Genomic DNA, 19,042 nt, shown 5'->3' with positions numbered 1-19,042 from the left:
TCCCATAGAACCGCGGGCTAGGTCGCCAATACGCGCCTGACTGTCAGGCGGAAACAACCGTGCCGTGTAACTTCTGCATCCTGTCGGCAACAGCCATGGATTCCGGTTGCGCCCTCACGAAAACTTCGCTTGGAATGGACGTATACCGTCGTACACTGGACTCGTGGTTTATGAGGGGGGTGGAGTTGAAGCCGACAAATACCGGGGATCCGGAGTACTTTCACAAAGTTGTCGATTGCCAGTACGCCTGTCCCGCCCACACGCCTGTGCCCCAATATATCCGCCTGATCGCCCAGCAACGTTATAGCGACGCCTATCTGGTCAATTGGGAAAGCAATGTCTTTCCCGGCATCCTTGGGCGCACCTGCGATCGGCCCTGTGAACCGGCCTGTCGCCGAGGGCGGGTCGAAGAGGAGCCGGTGGCGATCTGCCGCCTGAAACGGGTGGCAGCGGATTTCAAGGACGACATTACACCGCGTTTGCCCAAGGCTGGCCCGGGCAATGGCAAGAAAATTGCCCTGATCGGCGGTGGCCCGGCCTCGCTGACTGTCGCACGGGATCTGGCTCCGCTGGGGTACGAGTTGCACCTCTATGATGCGCAGGCCAAGGGGGGCGGTTTCATGCGCAGCGAGATTCCGTCCTTTCGACTGCCTGAAAAGGTATTGGACGAAGAAATCGGCTATGTTCTGGATATGGGTATCAAGGCCCGGTTCGATACCTATGTGGACAGTATGCAGGCGATTCTGGACAAACACTACGATGCCGTCTTTGTCGGCAGCGGTGCCCCAAGAGGACGCAATCTGCCCGATCTGTCGGGGCGGGATACAGCAGATGCCAATGTTCATATCGGGCTGGACTGGCTGGCCAATGTCGCCTTTGAGCATGTGAAAACCATCGGCAAGCGGGTGATCGTGCTGGGCGGCGGCAACACCGCAATGGACTGTTGCCGGACGTCCCGCCGCCTCGGGGGGCAGGACGTCAAAGTGATCGTCCGCAGCCCGTTCGAAGACATGAAGGCCTCGCCATGGGAAAAGGAGGATGCCCTTCATGAAGGCATCCCGATTATCGACAACCACGTGCCCAGGACCTTTGTGATCGAAGACGGCAAGCTGACCGGCATGACGTTCGAGAAGGTGAAGCCGGTTTACGACAAGGACGGGCACCGCGAATTGGTACCGACGGGCGAAGAGCCGGCGTTCTACCCCTGCGACGATGTGCTGATTGCGATCGGTCAGCAGAATGCCTTTCCCTGGATCGAGCGCAGCACCGGAGTGAACTTTGACGCGCACGGTCTGCCTGTGCTGAACAAAGTGACGTTACAGTCCACCCGTCCGGATGTGTTTTTTGGCGGCGATGCGGCCTTTGGGCCAGAAAACATCATCACGGCGGTGGCCCAGGGGCATCAGGCGGCGATCTCGATTGATCTGTATTGCACAGGCAAGGATTTGACTGCGCGGCCAGCTCCCGATGTCACCCTGGTCAGCCAGAAGATGGGCATTCACGAATGGAGCTATGACAGCGCTCCGACCGAGGATCTGCGGCTGACCGTGCCGCTGGCCGATCTGGACCGCGCGCTGGAGGATCGCAAGCTCGAAGTCGAGTTGGGGTTCGACCTGGACGCGGCCTTTGTCGAGGCCGAACGCTGCCTGAACTGCGACGTACAGACCGTGTTCACGGCCGACACCTGTATCGAATGCGACGCCTGCACCGATATCTGTCCGACCAGCTGTATCAATTTCATTGCCAATGGCCCCGAGGATGACTTGCGGACCCGCCTGGCGGTTCCGGCAATAGAGCCGGAACAGGCGCTCTATGTATCGGGTCCGTTGGAAACCGGCCGGGTCATGGTCAAGGACGAAGATGTCTGCCTGCATTGCGGGCTGTGTGCCGAACGCTGCCCGACCGCGGCATGGGACATGATGCGGTTTACCTATTCGGTGACCAAGGCCACCCCGAACCTGATGGAGGTCGGATGAAGACGCTGCTCGGTATCAATGACTTTGTAGTCAAGTTCGCCAATGTAAACGGAACCGGGTCGGCCAGCGCCAACAGCCTGTTTGCCAAGGCGATCTTTCGCATGGGTATCCCCGTCAGCCCGCGCAACATCTTTCCGTCCAACATTCAGGGGCTGCCTACCTGGTACGAGGTTCGTGTCAGCTCGCAAGGGTATCTGGGGCGGCGGGGCGGAGTGGACATCATGGTTTGCGTCAATCCGCAAAGCATGGCCGATGACATCGCCAGCGTCGAACCCGGCGGTTACTTTATCTATGACAGCACCAAACCGCTGGCCCCCCAACTGCAGCGCGACGACATCCATTTCATGGGCATTCCCTTTACCGAGATGTGCATGCGCGAATTTCCGACGCCGCGCTTGCAGCAGCTGCTCAAGAATGTCGTCTATGTCGGTGCGATGGCAGCATTGATCGAGATTGATTTTTCGGTTCTCAAGGGGCTGTTGAATACTCAGTTCAAGGGCAAGGAAAAGCTGATCTCGTCGAATGTGCACGCACTCGAAATGGGATTTCGCTATGCGCGTGAACATTTCGACTGTCCTTTGCCGGTCCGCTTGCAGCAGGGCGACAATATCGCGCCGCATATCCGCGAGTTCGACCACATCCTGATGAGCGGCAACACCGCCACCGCGCTGGGCGCTATCTATGGTGGCGCGACCGTGGCTGCGTGGTATCCGATTACGCCGTCGACATCGGTGGTGGATGCGTTTTCCAAATATGCCGAACGGATGCGGATTGATCCGGGCACCGGCAAAAAGAACTTTGCGGTGGTTCAGGCCGAAGACGAGCTGGCCGCGATGGGCATGGTGATCGGCGCCAGCTGGAACGGCGCGCGCGCTTTTACCGCCACGTCGGGGCCGGGGTTGTCGCTGATGAGCGAATTCCTTGGCCTGGCCTATTTTGCCGAGGTGCCTGTGGTTCTGGTCGATGTGCAACGCTCGGGGCCTTCTACCGGCATGCCCACTCGCAGCCAGCAATCCGATGTGCTGGCGGCGGCCTATGCCAGTCACGGCGACACCAAGCAGGTGCTGTTGTTCCCGGCCACGCCGCGCGAATGTTTCGATATGACCGTGGATGCGTTCGATCTGGCGGACCGCTTGCAGACGCCGGTGATCATGATGTCGGACCTGGACCTGGGCATGAACGACTGGATGTCTCCGCCGCTGGAATGGGATGACAGCCGCCAGTTGGATCGCGGCAAGGTGCTGGATGCCGATGGGCTGGAGCAGATGGAAAACTGGGGCCGCTACAAGGATGTGGATGGCGACGGGATCTGTTATCGTACCCTGCCGGGCACACACCCGTCCAAGGGGGCGTATTTCACCCGCGGATCGTCCAAGTCCGAAATGGCGGTCTACAGCGAGCGCGGCGAGGACTATGTACAGAATGTCGACCGGTTGCTGCGCAAATTCGAAACCGCCAAACAATACGTGCCCAAACCCAAGGTCAAGAATGCGCCCGGCCTGACCAAACCGGCCAGCGATCTGAAGCTGGGGGCGATGTTCTTTGGCACCAGCGCCTCGCCAAGCTATGAAGCGGTCGAGATGTTGGCGTCCGAGGGGTATCCCATTGATACCCTGCGCATCCGGGCGTTTCCGTTTCATCGCAGTCTTGACGACTTTATCCATGCCCATGACCTGATCTTTGTGATCGAACAGAACCGCGACGGACAAATGCGGCGGTTGATCAGCAACGAATGCGAAATTCCACCGGGCAAGCTGACTGCGGTGTTGAATTACAGCGGCACGCCGATCACGGCCCGCCACATCGCGGCCGAAATCCGCGAGACCCTGAACGCTGCCGGTGGAAACGTGATCCCCCTGCATCCGGAGACCGCCTGATGTCCTTTATCAAACCCAAATTCCGCCACCCCCGATTGCCCACCAATGCGCTGGGGTTTACGGTTGCCGATTACGATGGGGCGATCTCGACCCTGTGTGCGGGATGCGGTCATGACAGTATTTCGGCGGCGATCCGAAACGCCTGTTTCAAATCCGCGCTGGAACCGCACCGCATCGCCAAAGTGTCCGGGATCGGCTGTTCGTCAAAGATGCCGACCTATTTCCTGGGCCGTTCGCATGGGTTCAACTCGGTGCATGGCCGGATGCCCTCGGTCGCGACAGGGGCCAGCCTGGCCAACCGGAACCTGACCTATATCGGCGTGTCGGGCGACGGAGATACGGCGTCAATTGGCATGGGGCAGTTCATTCATTTGATCCGGCGCAATGTGAACATGACCTATATTGTCGCAAACAACGGCTGCTACGGTTTGACCAAGGGGCAGGACAGTGCCACGGCAGACCTGGGATCCGTCAGCAAGGGCGGAGCCGCAAACCCGTTTGACGGCATCGATCTGGCCAGTCTCGCGGTTCTGCAGGGGGCCAGTTTTGTCGCCCGCAGTTTCTCGGGCGACAAGGACCAGCTGGAGCCGCTGATCCGGGCGGCGATGGCGCATGATGGGTTTGCCTTTATCGATGTGGTGTCGCCTTGCGTCACCTTCAACAACCATGCCGGGTCGACCAGAAGCTATGGCAGCACGCGCGACCATCTGGACGCCATGCCAGTAGATTTCGTACCCGTGCGCGAAGAGATCCGGGCCGAATATGCCGAAGGTACCAGCCATGCGGTGACGCTGCACGATGGATCGGTCATTCACCTGCTCAAGGCCGATGCCGGCTATGCGGCGGATGACCGGACCGGAGCGCTGACCGCGATCCGGTCGGCGCAACAGGATCGCCGCATCCTGACCGGCCTGCTGTTCCTGGATCCGAATTCGCGGGATCTGAACGATACGTTGGAATTGGCCAGCCGCCCCCTGAATGAACTGGGCAAGGACGAGCTGTGCCCCGGCAGCAAGATGCTGGACAGTATCAATGAAGGGCTGCGTTAGAGCCGGTTGCGTTCAAATGTATTCGCCATGCCACGAATACGCGGATCCGGTGAATGCAAGAGGCCCTAGAACCGCAGTGACAGGCAGGACATGCCACCGTCCAGCTTGGCGCATTCGCTGTTGCCAATTTCGCGCACGTCATATCCGGCAGCCCGCAAAGTGGCGGCGGTTTTCGGGAAACCGGCTGGCATCAGGACAAACTGGTTGAACCGGATCGTATTGGCGGCCGCCTCTTCGCCAGGCGCGGTGTTGATGACGCGGTATCCGTCAAAACACCCGGTGGCCGCGAGGCGCTGAGTTGCCAGGATCGTTTCTGCATCCAGCAGGGAGCAATCGGTCTTGAAATGCAGCACACCCTCGGGGGTGTGAACCTCGCGCACAGCATGACCCCAGGGCGCAACCAGTTCGGTCAGCTCGGCAATCCCGGCGGCATCGGTGCGGGCCGAGCGCCCAACAAGGATCTCGCGCTCGGTGGTCAGGATATCGCCACCTTCGATAAAGCCGGGGCCGGAAATTTCCAGCACTTCGTCATACTGGGCGCGCAGGGTGGGGGCCATCTGGACGACCTCGCCGCGCCGGGTCTCCGCCCCCGGACGCATCAGGATCGCGCCCTGGGGCAGACACAAGGCAGTGTCCTCCACGAACACCGCATCGGGAAAGTCCAGCAGCGCGGGCAGTTCGATCACCCGGGCACCGGTTTCGCGCAGGGTAGCGACGTAGTCGGCGTGGTGTTGCAACATGGTCTCCAGATTGGGAGTGCCGATATCCTGGGCGCGCAACCCGTCGATGATGCTGGCACCGGGTTTGCGGGTGACGGCGCGGGTGAACTCGAAGGATGGGTTGGACATCGTGACCTCAATCAACGGGGGGACGCCGCTTTGTGTTCCAGAATTTCACTGCCACGGCAAGCGCCGGAATTGAATACCCATAATAAGCGCTTGCATCCCCAGCGCAATTTTTCCCTAATACACAGCAAATTCCGGAGAGCCGAATGTCCGCAGATCCCGCCCAAGATGCCGGTGCCGCCGGTGCCGCATCCGAAGACGAAGCCATTCGCGTCGAAAACCTGCATAAGTCCTTTGGCCAGCTCGAAGTGCTCAAGGGGGTGTCTCTGGTGGCGCACAAGGGCGATGTCGTGGCGATCATCGGGGGCAGCGGATCGGGAAAATCGACCTTTCTGCGCTGTGTGAATTTCCTTGAAACGCCCAGCAGCGGACGCATCGTGATCGGTGGTGAGGACATCGCCATGCGCCCGGATGGCACGCCGGTCAGCCGCAAGCAGATCGAAAAGGCCCGCACCCGATTGGGGATGGTGTTCCAGGCCTTCAACCTGTGGACGCACCGAACGCTGCTGGAAAATGTGATCGAAGTTCCGGTGCATGTACTGGGCGTCCCCAAGGCAGAAGCCATCGTGCGCGCCGAAAAACTGTTGGCGCGGGTCGGGCTGTCGGCCAAGGCGGATACCTTTCCGGCATTTCTGTCAGGTGGTCAACAGCAGCGCGCCGCCATAGCGCGCGCGTTGGCGATCGAGCCCAGCGTCATGCTGTTCGACGAACCGACCAGCGCGCTGGACCCGGAACTGGTGGGCGAGGTGCTGTCGGTGATCCGCGATCTGGCCGCCGAGGGGCGCACAATGTTGCTGGTCACCCATGAAATGAAGTTTGCACGAGAGGTCGCCACACATGTGATCTATCTGCACAATGGGGTCATCGAAGAAGAAGGCCCGCCCGAGACCGTGTTCGGGGCACCGAGATCGGATCGGTTGAAACAGTTTCTGAAATCCGTTGCATAGACGACGGAACACACAACAGGGAGAAAGACCAATGAAAATCAAGCATATCCTGACCGCGGGCCTGACCGCGCTGACAGTCGCGGCAGGCGCGGCCACGGCCGATGAGGTCAAGATCGGCATCGCCGCCGAACCCTATCCGCCGTTCGCGGCACCGGACGCGGCGGGCAACTGGGTCGGTTGGGAAATCGAGATCATCGGCGCGGTCTGCGCCGCGGCCAAGCTGGAATGCGTCATCACGCCGGTTGCCTGGGATGGGATCATCCCGTCGCTGACCGGACAACAGATCGACGCCATCATGGCCTCGATGTCGATTACCGAAGAACGTATGCAGACCATCGACTTTACCAACCCTTATTACAACACCCCGGCCGTGATTGTGGCCGACAAGTCGATGGATATAGCGGCAACACCTGAATCGCTGGCGGGCAAGATCCTCGGGGTGCAGGCGTCGACCACCCACCAGGCCTATGCCCAGGCACATTTCGAAGGCGATACGGAACTGCGCATCTATCAGACCCAGGACGAAGCCAACCAGGATCTGGTTGCCGGGCGGATCGACGCGACCCAGGCGGACAGCATCGCCATGGCCGATTTTGTCAACAGCGACGGGGGCGGCTGCTGCGAGATCAAGGGCGCGGTTGCCAATGACGAGGCCATTCTGGGCAAGGGTGTCGGTGCCGGTGTGCGCAAGGGCGACGATGCGTTGCGCGAGGCGTTGAACGCCGGAATTGCCGCCGTTCTCGCGGATGGCACCCACGAGGCGATCACTGCCAGGTATTTCACCACCAGCATCTACAGCGAATAGGCCGGTCCGGTGGGTGGTCTTGTCGAGGCGCTTGGCCTGACCAGCACCTTTGAATTGCTTGCATTGTCCCCCCCGGGGTGGGGGGGCAATCTTTTGCGGGGGCTGGCCAATTCGTTGCAAATTGCCTTTGGCGCGTTTGGTTTTGGCCTGCTGATCGGGCTGTTTGGCGCATACGGCAAGCTGTATGGCGGACCGATCCTGCGCGATCTGCTGGCGATCTACACGACGGTTGTGCGGGCGGTGCCGGAATTGGTGTTGATCCTGATCCTCTATTACGTCGGCACCGACCTTATCAATAAACTGGTCATGGGCTTTGGTGGCGAGCGCGTTGAAATCAGCGGTGTTGTCGCCGGGATCTGGGTGCTGGGGGTGGTACAGGGGGCCTATGCCACCGAAATTCTGCGCGGTGCGATCCTGGCGGTGCCGCCGGGCCAGATCGAGGCCGCGCGTGCCTTTGGCATGCCACCGCTGATGCTGATGCGCCGGGTGACAATACCGGCGATGATGTCCTTTGCCATTCCGGGCCTGGCAAATCTGTGGCTGATCGCGACCAAGGATACTGCGTTGCTGGCCATCGTCGGGTTCAATGAACTGACACTGGAGACCAAACAGGCGGCGTCCAGTACGCGGGCCTATTTCACATTTTTCCTGGCTGCCGGCGGTCTGTACCTGACGGTCACATTGTTGTCGGGGCGCGTCTTTAAGCGGGTCGAGGCCTGGGCGCGCAAGGGGCAGCCCTCGTTGCGGCAGGCCAAGTCATGAGGGCGTTTCTGCTGCCGCACCGGATTGTGATGATCCTGATTGCACTTGGGATCGTGTTGTGGTGTGCGTTTTCCATGCGTTGGGACTGGATCCCGAAATACACCGATCTGGCGCTGTTGGGTCTGTGGCGAACAATCTGGATCCTGGTGGTGACGACGATTTTGGGGTTTCTTCTGGCGATCCCTCTGGGATTGGCACAGGCCATCGGCCCCTGGTATCTGGCCACCCCGGCGCGGGTGTTTTGCACCGTGATCCGGGGCACGCCGCTGCTGTTGCAGATCTGGTTGCTATATTACGGGCTGGGCTCGCTTTTTCCGCAATTTCCCTGGATCCGCAGCAGCGAGCTGTGGCCCTATCTGCGCCAGGCCTGGCCCTATGCGGTTCTGGCGTTGACGCTGTCCTATGCGGGGTACGAGGGCGAAGTGATGCGCGGCGCATTTTCCAGCGTTGCCAAGGGGCAGGTCGAGGCTGCCAAAGCCTTTGGCATGCCCCGTTTCACCCTGTTCCGCCGGATCTGGTTGCCGCAGGCGATCCAGAGCGCGCTGCCGACGCTGGCCGGAGAAACCATTTTACAGCTCAAGGCGACGCCTCTGGTGGCGTCCATCACCATCATTGAGATCTACGCGGTTGCCTCGCGGGTGCGCCAGGACACGTTTATCGTCTATGAGCCGCTGCTGCTGCTGGCGGTGATCTATATGGCAATTGCCGGGCTGATCACGCTGATGTTCCGATGGCTGGAACGGCGGGTTCCAACCAAGGGCGTATGAGACCTGTTATTCGGCCTCACTGACCCGATAGTCCGATTTTGCCAGCCATTCCGGCGCGATCCTGACGCCCCAGCCCGGCGCGTCGGTGACGCAAACCTGTCCATTCTCAATGGTGTAAGGCGACTCGACGAACAGCCCCTCCTGCCAAGGATAATAATCTGCCCCCTCGATGGAAAACTCCAGGTATTTTCCGGCATTGGGAATGGCGCGCAGCAGATGCATGGTAAATAGCGTGACCAGTGACAAGTTGGCGCAATGGGGCGTGACCGGCAGGCCCGCCTCCTGGGCCATACGGACGACGCGCAGGGTGCGGGCGATGCCGCCCAGGTACAGGATGTCAGGCTGCACAATGTCCACGGCGCGCATGTCGATCATCCGTTTCCAGGTCGGCAGGTCGCAATCCTGCTCGCCGCCGGTCACGTCGATCTCCAGTGCGTCGGTCACCTGTTTGGTTTGCTCCAGTTCCCAATAGGGGCAGGGTTCCTCGTAGTGGCAAAAGCCGTTGTCCTGCAGCATATGCCCGACCTCGATGGCGCGGTTCGGGGAATAGCAACTGTTGGCATCGATCAGCAGATCCACGTTCCCGCCCAACTCGCGGCGCATGGTAGAGATGATCTCTTCGGTACGGCCCGGCCATTCGTCCCGGTTTCGGCCGACTTCGGCCCCGGCGCGCACCTTGAAGGCGTCAAAGCCCTGGGTGTCGCGCAGATGTTTCAGTCGCGCGGCCTCGTCCGCCGCGGTAATGTCGCGCTTCATGGAACTGGCATAGGCTCGCAGCGGCCCCGGTGTTCCCCCCAGCAGTTCGACAACCGGCTTGCCCGCCAGTTTGCCACGCAGATCCCAGATCGCGGTGTCAAACCCGGCCATCGCCCGCCGCAGGTACGAGCCGGGAAATTTGTGCTCGCGCTCGGTGACGATATCCAGCAGATCGTCCAGATCTGAGGTGTCCTGCCCCAGCACCCAGGGGGCCACCTGCCGGTGCAGGACTTGCGCCGTGATGTCAGAATGATAGGTCGAAACCTGTCCCCAGCCCTGTGCGCCGTCCTGGGCGGTGACCCGCACAAAACCGACGAACGGGGTGCAGAAGGTTTCGATGCACCGGATTTTCATGAGGAACCCTTTCCTTGCCGGGCATCCTGTCGGATGATGTCGGCGGCTTTTTCGCCGACCATGATGGCGGGCGCGTTGGTGTTGCCGGTGGGGATCGTGGGAAAGATCGACGCATCGGCCACCCTCAGCCCGTCGATCCCGTGTACCCGCAGACGGGCATCCACCACCGATGTCGCAGCGTCGGCACCCATCCGGCAAGTGCCGCATTGATGAAACACCGACCAGCTTTTGTCACGCAGATAGGCATCGATCTGGGCATCGGTCTGCACTTCGCAGCCGGGCGAGATTTCCGAGTCGATCACCGCCGCCAACGCCGGCGCGGCGGCGATCCTGCGCATCAGGCGCATTCCGGCGCGCATCAGGTCGATGTCGTATTGGGTGGAGAGGTAATTGCCCTGCAGCAATGGCGGCGTATACGGGTCGGGAGAGCGGATTTCCAGATGTCCGGTGCTGGTGGGCCTGCACGGATTGAACCCCAGTAGAAAACCGGGAAACGGGTCCGGATTCATCAAGGGGCGCGTGCCAACGGGCGCGCGGGTATAGCTGACCGGCGAAAAGTACAGTTGCAGATCCGGGCGATCCGCTTGCGGGGTCAGGCGAACAAATCCGCCGCCCTGGTTCAGGCTCAGCGACAGTGGCCCCTTGCGCGCCAGGACGTATTGCAAACCAGCCCAAAACTTGCCCCACCAGGGACGCAGTTGCTGGTTCAGGCTGGGAACGCGCGCCCGCAAAAGGGTGTCGGCCCCAAGGTGATCCCGCAGGTTTCGCCCGACCTGCGGCGCGTCGCTCAATACCTTGATCCCCTGCCTTTGCAATACGGCACCGGGGCCGATTCCGGACAATTGCAAAAGTTGGGGCGAGTTGATTGCGCCACCGCACAGGATGACGTTGCGCCGAGCCTGGACGGTTTGCAGCTGTCCCTTGTGGCGGTATTCGACACCCGTCGCGCGCATCCGGTCGATCAGCACCCGCGTCGCCATCGCCCCGGTGCACACGGTCAGGTTCGCACGTCGGCGCGCCGGTTTCAGATAGGCCTGCGCGGCGCTGGCACGCACCCCTCCTCGCGTGGTGATCTGGTAACAGGCCGCCCCGTCCATGGAAGCGCCGTTATAGTCGGGATTGGTCGCAATATTGCACTGGTTGGCCGCCTGCAAAAAGGTGCGGGTCAGGGGGTGGACCTCGGGCGCGACATCATGCACGGCCAGCGGGCCGCTGCGCCCACGCAGGTCACTCTCGTCGCCGTCCCACGCCTCGATCCGCTTGAAGACGGGGGCCACGTCGTTCCACGCCCAGCCCGGCGCGACGGCCCCCCAATCGTCGAAATCCCGGCGATGGCCGCGGACATAGACCATTGCGTTGATCGAACTCGAACCGCCCAGCACCTTGCCCCGCGGCCAGTATACCCGCGCACCGTTCAGGTTTGGATCCGGTTCGGTGGTGTATTTCCAGTTCACCCGGGCGTCATGAAAGATCTTGCCATAGCCGATAGGCACCTGGATCCAGAGACTGCGGTCCGATCCGCCCGCCTCGAGCAACAGAACCGTCGTGTTGGTGTCATCGCTCAGCCGGCTGGCCAGCGCCGACCCCGCCGATCCGGCTCCGACGATGATGTAGTCGAATTGCGGCACGTTATTTGTCCGAGGCGCCGCGCCCAAAAATCTGGGCAAAAATCATCATTAGAGAGGTGATGACAATCATGATTGTTGAAATCGACGCGATAGTCGGATCGATCTGGTCACGTAACGCGTTGAACATGTTGCGGGTCAGGGTCGGGTTGTCGCCACCCGAGATGAACATGGCGATGACCACCTCGTCAAACGAAGTCAGGAACGACAGCAGGGCGCTGGTCACGACGGCAAATCGGATCTGGGGCAGGGTGACAGTCAGAAACGCTTTCCAGCGCGGTGCTCCCAGGCTGCGCGCCGCCATTTCCTGGTTCATGTCATAGCCCTTCAATGCGGATCCGGTCACGATCAGCACCAGCGGCAAGGCCAGAACCGTGTGGGCCAAAACCAGCCCGGTCAGGGTATAAAGCAGGTTCAGCTTTACATAGGCATAAAACGCGCCGATCGCGATCAGCACCACGGGCACCATCATCGGGGTGATCAGCAGCACAAAGGCAACCCGCACGAACCCGATGCGAGAGGCATGTAACCCATAGGCGGCCACAACCCCGATCGGCGTTGCCACCAGCATGGTCAGCAGCGCCGCCTTGAGCGACGTCGCGGTGGCCTGCATCCATTCGGGCGAGCCGAAGTAATGCGCATACCAGCGCGTCGACCAGGTCTCGGGGGGGAATTCGAGATATTGCGAATCCGAAAACGACATCGGGATCACGATCAGGGTGGGCAAGACCAGCAGGATCATGGCGATGCAGGCAAAGACATACAGCCACATCCGTTGCCCGTGCGTGATTTGTGTGTCCGAGGCGGGGCTTTGCAACCAGCGCAACATCAATGCCCGCCTCCGGCCATCTTCTCCAGGTTCAGGAACCGCGACGCGATCCAAAGCACTGCCACCGTCAGCAGCATCAGCACCACGCCAAGTGCGCTGGCCGCGCCCCAGTTCACAAACAGTTCGATGTTGGAAACGATCTTCATCGACACCATGATGACCTTGCCACCGCCCAGCACCGCCGGGGTCACAAAAAAACCGAGGCACAGCACAAAGACCATCAATGCCCCGGCGAACACCCCTGGCGTCGACAGCGGAAAGAACACAGTCCAGAAGGCGCGACGCGGGCTAGCTCCCAGGTTGGCGGCGGCTTTCAGGTAATCGCGATCGATCGCCCGCATCGCGCCATAAACCGGCAGAATCAGGAAGGGCAGCATGATATGTACCATGCCGATCAGCGTGCCGGTCATGTTATGCACCATTTTTATCGGCTCGTCCCACAGCCCCAGCGACATGGCCCAGTCATTCACCAGCCCGCGTTTCTGCAACAGCACCAGCCAAGCATAGGTGCGCACCAGCAGTGAGGTCCAGAATGGCAGCAGCACCGTGATCAGGCACAGATTGGCGATCCGTTGGGGTAACTGCGACATGAAATAGGCCAGCGGATAGCCGATCAGAATGCACAATCCGGTGGTCAACAGGCTGATCTGAAAGGTGGTGTAGAAAATGCGCATGTAAGATTTACGCTTGATCATGCGCTCATAGTTTTCTAACGAGAACTGCCCGTCTGCGCCGATAAAGGACACGTAGAACAGCCATCCCACCGGGATGACCATGATGACCAGAACCAGGATCAATGCCGGAGAACTAAGCCCGAGCAGTCGCATCCGTTCCATCGTTTCGTCCCGGCGCAACCCGGATGCGTTTATCGACATATCGCTCATCTCAGGCGTCCTCATCCGCGATGATCACGGTGTCGGCGACATCCAGCGCCAGAACCACCGGCTCTCCGACACCTGGCAAGCCGTCCACGGTGCCCTTGCGGATCGCTCCGCGCAGGGCGATCTCGGCCCCCCCCGCCAGATGCGCGTACATCAGGTAACTGTCGCCCTGATAGACGACCTCTGACACCCTGGCGTCAAAGCGATTGGCGTCTGGTGCAGTGGTTTCGTTTGCCAGCCGCACCCGTTCAGGGCGCATCATCAACAGCAATCCGGCTGTCTCAGGCACCGGGCCGCACAGGTTCAATCGGGTCTCGCCATGGGCCACCGCATCGCCGCGGCGTGTGACCGGCAAAAAGGTCGAGTCGCCGATGAAGTCGGCGACGAACCGGTTGGCGGGCTGGTTGTACAGGTTTTGCGGCGTGGCCAGTTGCATGATGCGGCCATGGTTCACCACCGCGATCCGGTCCGACATGGTCAGCGCCTCGCGCTGGTCATGAGTCACGTAGACCGTTGTCATCCCCAGCTTTTCATGCAGGTGGCGCAGTTCGATCTGCATGCGGTCGCGCAGCTTCTTGTCCAACGCCGACAGGGGCTCATCCATCAACAGGATGCGCGGCTCGAATATGATCGATCGTGCCAGTGCGACCCGTTGTTTCTGCCCGCCCGATAGTTGATCAATGCGGCGGTCGCCAAAACCGCCGAGTTGCACCGTATCTAGTGCGCGCTCGATCCGTTTGTCGGCTTCGTGTTTGCCGACCTTGCGCAGGCGCAAGGGATAGCCGACGTTACCGGCCACCGTCATGTGCGGAAACAGTGCGTAATTCTGAAACACCATGCCCACATCGCGCAGATGCGGTGCGGTGCGGATCATTTCGGTGTCGCCAAATTTCAGGCTGCCACAATCCGGTCGGGTGAACCCGGCCAGCACCATCAGCAGCGTGGTCTTGCCGGATCCGGACGGGCCCAGCAGGGTCAGAAACTCGCCGCTCTTCACGTCCAGAGACACATCATCCAGCGCATGGACCCGGCCATAGGTCTTGGTGACATTGCGCACCGCGATTGGCAGTGCGCCCTGCTTGGAGTCGATCAATGGCTTTCTCCTTCACGGGATCGCGGGTCAGATCGCGACCCACGATCTATCGGCCTGTCCGGACTATTCGGTCAGCATTTCCTGGTACATTTCGTCGGCGATGGTTTCCCACTTGGCATACCATTCCAATGAGATCGGAAGCTGCAGAGCGGCATTCTCTGGCGACGAGGGTAGGCCCGCCGCGACTTCGGCGCTGATGACTCCGGTGTCATAGGCGGCCTTGTTGGTCGGGCCATAGGTGATGTATTTCGGCAGATCGTCCTGATATTCGGCCTTGCTGATCTCGGCCAGGAATTCCATCGCCGTGTCCCGGTTGGGCGCACCCTTGGGGATTGCGAAACAGTCGTAGTCCAGCAGCGCCTGATTAAAGCTGTATGCGACCTTGGCGCCATCCTTGGCCGCGTTGTCAAACCGACCGTTCCAGCCGGTGGTCATGTCCACCTCGCCATCCTTCATCAGTTGGGCGTGTTGCGCGCCCGAGGACCAGAAGACAGCGATATTTGGCTTCAACTCGCGGATCTTGTTGATGGCCCGCTCGATGCCGTCCTCGGAATCCAGAACCGAATAGACGTCCTCCGGGGCAACTCCATCGGCCATCAGCGCAGGTTCCAGCGCCCCGGCGACCTTGCCGCGGTAAGCGCGGGAACCGGGGAAGGTTTCGACATCCCAAAAGTCCGCCCAGCTTTGCGGTGCAGCGTCGGTATAGGTGTCGGTGTTCCAGGCATAGACGGTTGAAAATACGTCGCCGCCAACGCAGAATTCCGATTTCAGGGTCGGGTAGAAGCTCGACACGTCGATCACATCATAGTCGAGCGGCTCCAAAAGACCCTCGGCCCCGGCGCGGGCCGCAGAGCCTGATCCGCTGGCCACGATATCCAGCGTCACCGCGCCGGAAGACACCTGAAGGCGCACATCGGACATGCCGCCATAGGTTTCTTCCTTGACCGCGATGCCGGTCGCTTCTGCGGCGGGCTGGAAGAGCGCTTTGCTCTGTGCTTCTTGATAGGACCCGCCCCAGGATGCGATGGTCACCTGCTTGTCCTGTGCCAGCGCCGTGCTTGCCAGCAAAGTCGCCGCCAGTGTCAGTCCGATTGAAGTTTTCATGTCTAGTCCTCCGGTTGTTGGGTGGGCACCGTTGGTGCCGTGCTGTCCATTGTCTGTTCCGGACGGTGCGACAGCACGACCGCCCGGTTGTTCGCGGGTTACATGGCCTGTGCCCTGCGCCATTGCATCCGGTCACGCCACCGATACCAGGCAACGGTCGCCGGAAGAAACCAAGGACGCCCTGTGTACAGGGGGCGGGTGGGAAACGGCAAGTCGTCGAACGCCGTGCGCCCGTCTTTCAGGCCCAGCATTTTCTGGCCTGCGCGCATTCCCAGATAACTGGCCATCGACACGCCCGACCCGCAATATCCCATCGCGTAATGCACACCGTCATGCACGCCGGTATGGGCCAGTTCGTCAAATGTATACGCAACCTGGCCCGCCCAGGAATGTGTAATCGCGTAATCGGCCAGTTCCGGAAAGATCCGGCACATGTCCTGATACAGGCGCGGGCCGCTGATCGCGGCGTTGGTTTCGCCAGCCGAGACCCGCCCGCCGAACAGGATGCGTGTACGGTCCGGGCTGGGACGATAGTAATAGACCACCTTGCAGGTGTCGCTGGCAATGCGGTTCGTGGGAAACAGCCGGTCCATCAAATCCGGAGCAATGGGTTCAGTGGCGATGACATAGCTGCCGATTGGAATAACCCGCCGCCGCAGCCAGGGACTGGGGTGCCCGGTATAGCCATTGGTAGCCACCAGAACCTCGCGGGCCTGCACCGGCCCCTTTGCGGTGGTCAGAAGGAACCCGGTGTGTTGCCGCTCAAGTCCTTGCACGGTGCAATGCCCGGTGACATGCACGCCTGCTGTGAGCGCCAGATCGAGCAGCCCCCGATGGTAGAGGGCCGGGTCCAGCGCTGCGTGGCGCGGAAAGACAACGCCGCCAAAATAGGCGTCGCTGCCCAATTCGTTGTGTTGCTCGGATCGTGGTACGGCATGGGCCTGGACACCCTCTGTGTGGCTGATGATTTCGGCTTCTCGCGCGATCACTTCGTAATGCGCCGGTGTGTGCGCCGCGTGATAGCGTCCGCAGCGCGTAAAGGCACAGTCCAGGTTCTCGCGGGCGACAAATGCGCCGATCCAGTCCAGGGCAGACTCCCCCTCTTGTCGGATGGCACGCCCGCGTGCCGCGCCGAACCGATTTGTCAGACGCTGGAGCGACGGCTTGATGCTGGTGCTGATCTGTCCACCGTTGCGGGTGCTGCAGCCCCAGCCCGGGTTTTCGGCATCCAGGACAAGCGTCGAACGGCCTGCGCGCGCGGTCTGGATGGCCGCGTTCAGTCCGGTATATCCCGACCCGATAATGGCGATATCCACTTTGCGCAGCGGAAGGTCCGGAATCGTGGGCGCCGGTGGCAAGCCGTCCAGCCAGTAGGCGCTGTCTTTCCAGCCCTCGCACAACGGCTCGTTCGAGGTCTGTCGCGGTATCTTGTTCAATCGCGAGCTCCATGTTGCCTGTGTGTCGGAACCGTTGGAAGACGGAATGGCTTGACGGTAGAAAGGCGGGGGGATTAGATCAACTTAATTTCTGTTATCTCTGTATTCGAAATTTTTATGAAGTTTGGAACAGACTACCAACGAACGGGCGGAGCGTGCAGCTAAAGCTGAGACATTTGCAGGTGTTCAATGCGCTGATCGAAGCCGGGTCCGTTACCAGGGCCGCAGATCGGTTGAACCTGACGCAACCGGCGGTCAGCATCGCGCTGAACACGCTGGAGGCCGACCTGGGGTTCCGCCTGTTTCACCGCGAACGCGGGTTCTTTGCCCCGACGGGCGATGCGATGTTGCTGCACAATGAGGTCGCCAAGGGACTGGTGGCGGTTTCGCGTATCCAGCAGCGTGCCGAAGACATTCGGCTGGGCACGGCGGGCAGTGTGAGCATTGCGACAAACGGTGCGCTGGCGGTGAATTTCCTGCCGCGCCTGATCGCCGCGTTTCAGCGTGACCGACCAGGGATCACCGTGGATCTGCGGGTACACAGTTCGCGCCAGATCGCGTCCTGGGTCAGTGGCGGACAGATGGATATCGGTGTGATCGACCCTCCTGTGCCGGTCGCTGGCCTGAATGCCGAAATATTCCGTTTGGAGTGTGTCTGTATCATGCATCGGAACGATCCACTGGCGCTGGCCGAGGTGATCCGGCCCGACGCGCTGAACACCCGTTCCGTTGTCGGTATCACCGGCGATCACGTGGTGGATCGCGAACTAGAGCGCATGCTGTCGGAGACCGGTACAAGCGTGCGGCGCAACGTGACCAGTTACTTTTTTGCAATTGCCCGCAATATCGTGGCGGCCGGCAATGACGTGGCCGTGATCGACCCCATCAACGGAAAGGCCGAATTGGCCGACGGTGTGGTCTGGCGGCCGTTTGAGCCGCGTATAGATCACGAATTGGCCGTGATCACTGCGAAAGGACAGAAGATGGGCACCGCCGCGACCGAACTGTGCCAGCGCATTCGCGACGGGTTGCTGGTCCACGATGCTGTGGTGGCGCAGGAGAACCCGGGTTGAGTGGGGCGCGCAGACTGCGGCTGCAGGCTCTGCTGGACGCCTTGGTTGCGCGCTTGCAGGTCCACGACAGCGCGATTGCCGGACAGTTGCGCCGCGAGGTGCTGAGGCTAGATATCTCGGGCCCGATGCCCGATCCTGTTTGGATGGACACCTGCGATCTGCTGCCCGATCTGGTCGCGCAGATGCGGGATGACTTGTCCGCGCCCTTGTCGGCCGCTGTACGCGATCTGTTCTGGCGACGGCCCGGGTTTGGCAGGTTGCCCGCGTCTTTGACCGACAACATGGCGGTGACAGAAATTCTGGGTCCGGATGGCATGTTTGCGGCGCGCAATCTGCGGTTTGGCCTGCTGTTGCAAGGGCCATGGGTGAGCTATCCCAGTCACAGGCACGCCGCCGGAGAGTTGTATCATATCCTGCGGGGGCAAGCGGAGTGGCAAGTAGGGGTTGGCCCCGCTCGCCTGCAAGAGGCGGGGGCGTTCATCCATCATCTACCCGGTCAGCCGCATGGGATGCGAACCGGGGCGGGCGGCATGCTGGCGCTATGGGGATGGACCGGCGATCTGGGCGCCGATTCTTACGCCGTGTAACCGGACACGCAGGTTTACCGGCGGTGCGCACGGCGGGTGGGCCGCGTCACATCTGGCGGAACCTTCCGGCCCCGACCGATGAAATGACCCGTGTCGCAAAGACGACCTGGCGCACAGGGATTTGGATCATGGCTGGTTTGGGTACTGCGCGTTTGCAGAGCCGAATTCGCCCTGACGCCGGGCCACTGGCGACCGGCGCGGGGCCTCGCGTCACACCCCAAGCTGAAAAGTGAGATTTTCGCATAAACCCCGCTTGACGGGGCAGGGTCCGCGCCA

Annotated in this window: 17 protein-coding genes; 9 read left to right on the top strand and 8 right to left on the bottom strand. The window is 61.1% G+C overall.

Features of this window, described 5'->3' with window-relative positions; all coding sequences use genetic code 11:
- Positions 1-185 precede the first annotated feature (185 nt).
- The 3 genes from NANH_RS0106680 to NANH_RS0106670 are packed head-to-tail and all read left to right on the top strand — an operon-like array spanning position 186 to position 4,902.
- Complete coding sequence (locus NANH_RS0106680) at positions 186-1,976, top strand: FAD-dependent oxidoreductase (RefSeq protein WP_027261320.1); 1,791 nt, start codon at positions 186-188, stop codon at positions 1,974-1,976.
- Complete coding sequence (locus tag NANH_RS0106675; protein ID WP_027261319.1) at positions 1,973-3,853, top strand: 2-oxoacid:acceptor oxidoreductase subunit alpha; 1,881 nt, start codon at positions 1,973-1,975, stop codon at positions 3,851-3,853. The genes NANH_RS0106680 and NANH_RS0106675 overlap by 4 nt, the downstream gene beginning before the upstream one ends.
- Positions 3,853-4,902, top strand: coding sequence for a 2-oxoacid:ferredoxin oxidoreductase subunit beta (locus NANH_RS0106670; protein WP_027261318.1), 1,050 nt, complete (start codon positions 3,853-3,855; stop codon positions 4,900-4,902). Before NANH_RS0106675 ends, NANH_RS0106670 begins: the two co-directional genes overlap by 1 nt.
- Positions 4,903-4,967: 65 nt before the next feature.
- Here the strand turns inward: NANH_RS0106670 and NANH_RS0106665 are convergent, their stop codons facing one another.
- The gene (locus NANH_RS0106665) at positions 4,968-5,750 is read right to left on the bottom strand and encodes a dimethylarginine dimethylaminohydrolase family protein (RefSeq protein ID WP_027261317.1); all 783 of its coding nucleotides are present in this window, start codon (positions 5,748-5,750) and stop codon (positions 4,968-4,970) included.
- 143 nt (positions 5,751-5,893) lie between these two features.
- Between NANH_RS0106665 and NANH_RS0106660 the strand changes: the two genes are divergently transcribed.
- From NANH_RS0106660 to NANH_RS0106645, 4 genes are read left to right on the top strand one after another with little or no spacing between them, the layout of a single operon-like run.
- Positions 5,894-6,694: an ABC transporter ATP-binding protein gene (locus NANH_RS0106660; protein ID WP_036049511.1), complete on the top strand. Its 801-nt coding sequence runs from the start codon at positions 5,894-5,896 to the stop codon at positions 6,692-6,694.
- 31 nt (positions 6,695-6,725) lie between these two features.
- The gene (locus NANH_RS0106655; RefSeq protein WP_027261315.1) at positions 6,726-7,499 is read left to right on the top strand and encodes a transporter substrate-binding domain-containing protein; all 774 of its coding nucleotides are present in this window, start codon (positions 6,726-6,728) and stop codon (positions 7,497-7,499) included.
- 9 nt (positions 7,500-7,508) lie between these two features.
- Entirely contained in the window at positions 7,509-8,261 is a 753-nt protein-coding gene (locus NANH_RS0106650) for an ABC transporter permease (RefSeq protein WP_027261314.1), read from the top strand.
- Complete coding sequence (locus NANH_RS0106645) at positions 8,258-9,028, top strand: ABC transporter permease (RefSeq protein WP_027261313.1); 771 nt, start codon at positions 8,258-8,260, stop codon at positions 9,026-9,028. Before NANH_RS0106650 ends, NANH_RS0106645 begins: the two co-directional genes overlap by 4 nt.
- Before the next feature lie 6 nt (positions 9,029-9,034).
- Here NANH_RS0106645 and NANH_RS0106640 read toward each other — a convergent pair whose 3' ends face one another.
- The 7 genes from NANH_RS0106640 to NANH_RS0106610 all read right to left on the bottom strand — a co-directional run bounded on the left by NANH_RS0106640 (position 9,035) and on the right by NANH_RS0106610 (position 17,106).
- The gene (locus NANH_RS0106640; protein ID WP_027261312.1) at positions 9,035-10,138 is read right to left on the bottom strand and encodes a mandelate racemase/muconate lactonizing enzyme family protein; all 1,104 of its coding nucleotides are present in this window, start codon (positions 10,136-10,138) and stop codon (positions 9,035-9,037) included.
- Positions 10,135-11,766 (bottom strand): GMC family oxidoreductase, encoded by a 1,632-nt coding sequence (locus NANH_RS0106635; protein WP_027261311.1) that lies wholly within the window; start codon positions 11,764-11,766, stop codon positions 10,135-10,137. The genes NANH_RS0106640 and NANH_RS0106635 overlap by 4 nt, the downstream gene beginning before the upstream one ends.
- A 1-nt stretch (position 11,767) precedes the next feature.
- A complete protein-coding gene (locus NANH_RS0106630) occupies positions 11,768-12,592 on the bottom strand; it encodes an ABC transporter permease (protein ID WP_027261310.1) in 825 nt (274 codons plus the stop codon).
- Positions 12,592-13,476, bottom strand: a complete 885-nt coding sequence (locus NANH_RS0106625; protein WP_027261309.1) for an ABC transporter permease — start codon at positions 13,474-13,476, stop codon at positions 12,592-12,594. The genes NANH_RS0106630 and NANH_RS0106625 overlap by 1 nt, the downstream gene beginning before the upstream one ends.
- Before the next feature lies 1 nt (position 13,477).
- Entirely contained in the window at positions 13,478-14,563 is a 1,086-nt protein-coding gene (locus tag NANH_RS0106620; RefSeq protein ID WP_139236477.1) for an ABC transporter ATP-binding protein, read from the bottom strand.
- Between the two features lie 66 nt (positions 14,564-14,629).
- Positions 14,630-15,670: an ABC transporter substrate-binding protein gene (locus NANH_RS0106615; RefSeq protein WP_027261307.1), complete on the bottom strand. Its 1,041-nt coding sequence runs from the start codon at positions 15,668-15,670 to the stop codon at positions 14,630-14,632.
- 98 nt (positions 15,671-15,768) lie between these two features.
- The gene (locus NANH_RS0106610) at positions 15,769-17,106 is read right to left on the bottom strand and encodes an NAD(P)/FAD-dependent oxidoreductase (protein WP_081710435.1); all 1,338 of its coding nucleotides are present in this window, start codon (positions 17,104-17,106) and stop codon (positions 15,769-15,771) included.
- Between the two features lie 155 nt (positions 17,107-17,261).
- Here NANH_RS0106610 and NANH_RS25680 point away from each other — a divergent pair, with 155 nt between their 5' ends.
- Both NANH_RS25680 and NANH_RS0106600 read left to right on the top strand, forming a co-directional pair.
- The gene (locus NANH_RS25680) at positions 17,262-18,179 is read left to right on the top strand and encodes a LysR family transcriptional regulator (RefSeq protein WP_051372267.1); all 918 of its coding nucleotides are present in this window, start codon (positions 17,262-17,264) and stop codon (positions 18,177-18,179) included.
- Complete coding sequence (locus tag NANH_RS0106600) at positions 18,176-18,766, top strand: dimethylsulfonioproprionate lyase family protein (protein ID WP_051372266.1); 591 nt, start codon at positions 18,176-18,178, stop codon at positions 18,764-18,766. The genes NANH_RS25680 and NANH_RS0106600 overlap by 4 nt, the downstream gene beginning before the upstream one ends.
- Positions 18,767-19,042 lie beyond the last annotated feature (276 nt).

The organism is Sedimentitalea nanhaiensis DSM 24252 (assembly GCF_000473225.1).
In the GTDB taxonomy this organism is placed as follows: domain Bacteria; phylum Pseudomonadota; class Alphaproteobacteria; order Rhodobacterales; family Rhodobacteraceae; genus Sedimentitalea; species Sedimentitalea nanhaiensis.
The sequence above is the reverse complement of the archived record's forward strand: the minus strand, read 5'-3'. Positions and strand labels throughout refer to the sequence as shown.

What these genes read in the sequence shown, in the direction of transcription:
- NANH_RS0106625 (WP_027261309.1), bottom strand. Translation starts at nt 13,476, where the DNA reads ATGAGCGATATGTCGATAAACGCATCCGGGTTGCGCCGGGACGAAACG.
- NANH_RS0106630 (WP_027261310.1), bottom strand. Translation starts at nt 12,592, where the DNA reads ATGTTGCGCTGGTTGCAAAGCCCCGCCTCGGACACACAAATCACGCAC.
- NANH_RS0106670 (WP_027261318.1), top strand. Translation starts at nt 3,853, where the DNA reads ATGTCCTTTATCAAACCCAAATTCCGCCACCCCCGATTGCCCACCAAT.
- NANH_RS0106660 (WP_036049511.1), top strand. Translation starts at nt 5,894, where the DNA reads ATGTCCGCAGATCCCGCCCAAGATGCCGGTGCCGCCGGTGCCGCATCC.
- NANH_RS0106615 (WP_027261307.1), bottom strand. Translation starts at nt 15,670, where the DNA reads ATGAAAACTTCAATCGGACTGACACTGGCGGCGACTTTGCTGGCAAGC.
- NANH_RS0106665 (WP_027261317.1), bottom strand. Translation starts at nt 5,750, where the DNA reads ATGTCCAACCCATCCTTCGAGTTCACCCGCGCCGTCACCCGCAAACCC.
- NANH_RS0106640 (WP_027261312.1), bottom strand. Translation starts at nt 10,138, where the DNA reads ATGAAAATCCGGTGCATCGAAACCTTCTGCACCCCGTTCGTCGGTTTT.
- NANH_RS0106645 (WP_027261313.1), top strand. Translation starts at nt 8,258, where the DNA reads ATGAGGGCGTTTCTGCTGCCGCACCGGATTGTGATGATCCTGATTGCA.
- NANH_RS0106655 (WP_027261315.1), top strand. Translation starts at nt 6,726, where the DNA reads ATGAAAATCAAGCATATCCTGACCGCGGGCCTGACCGCGCTGACAGTC.
- NANH_RS0106675 (WP_027261319.1), top strand. Translation starts at nt 1,973, where the DNA reads ATGAAGACGCTGCTCGGTATCAATGACTTTGTAGTCAAGTTCGCCAAT.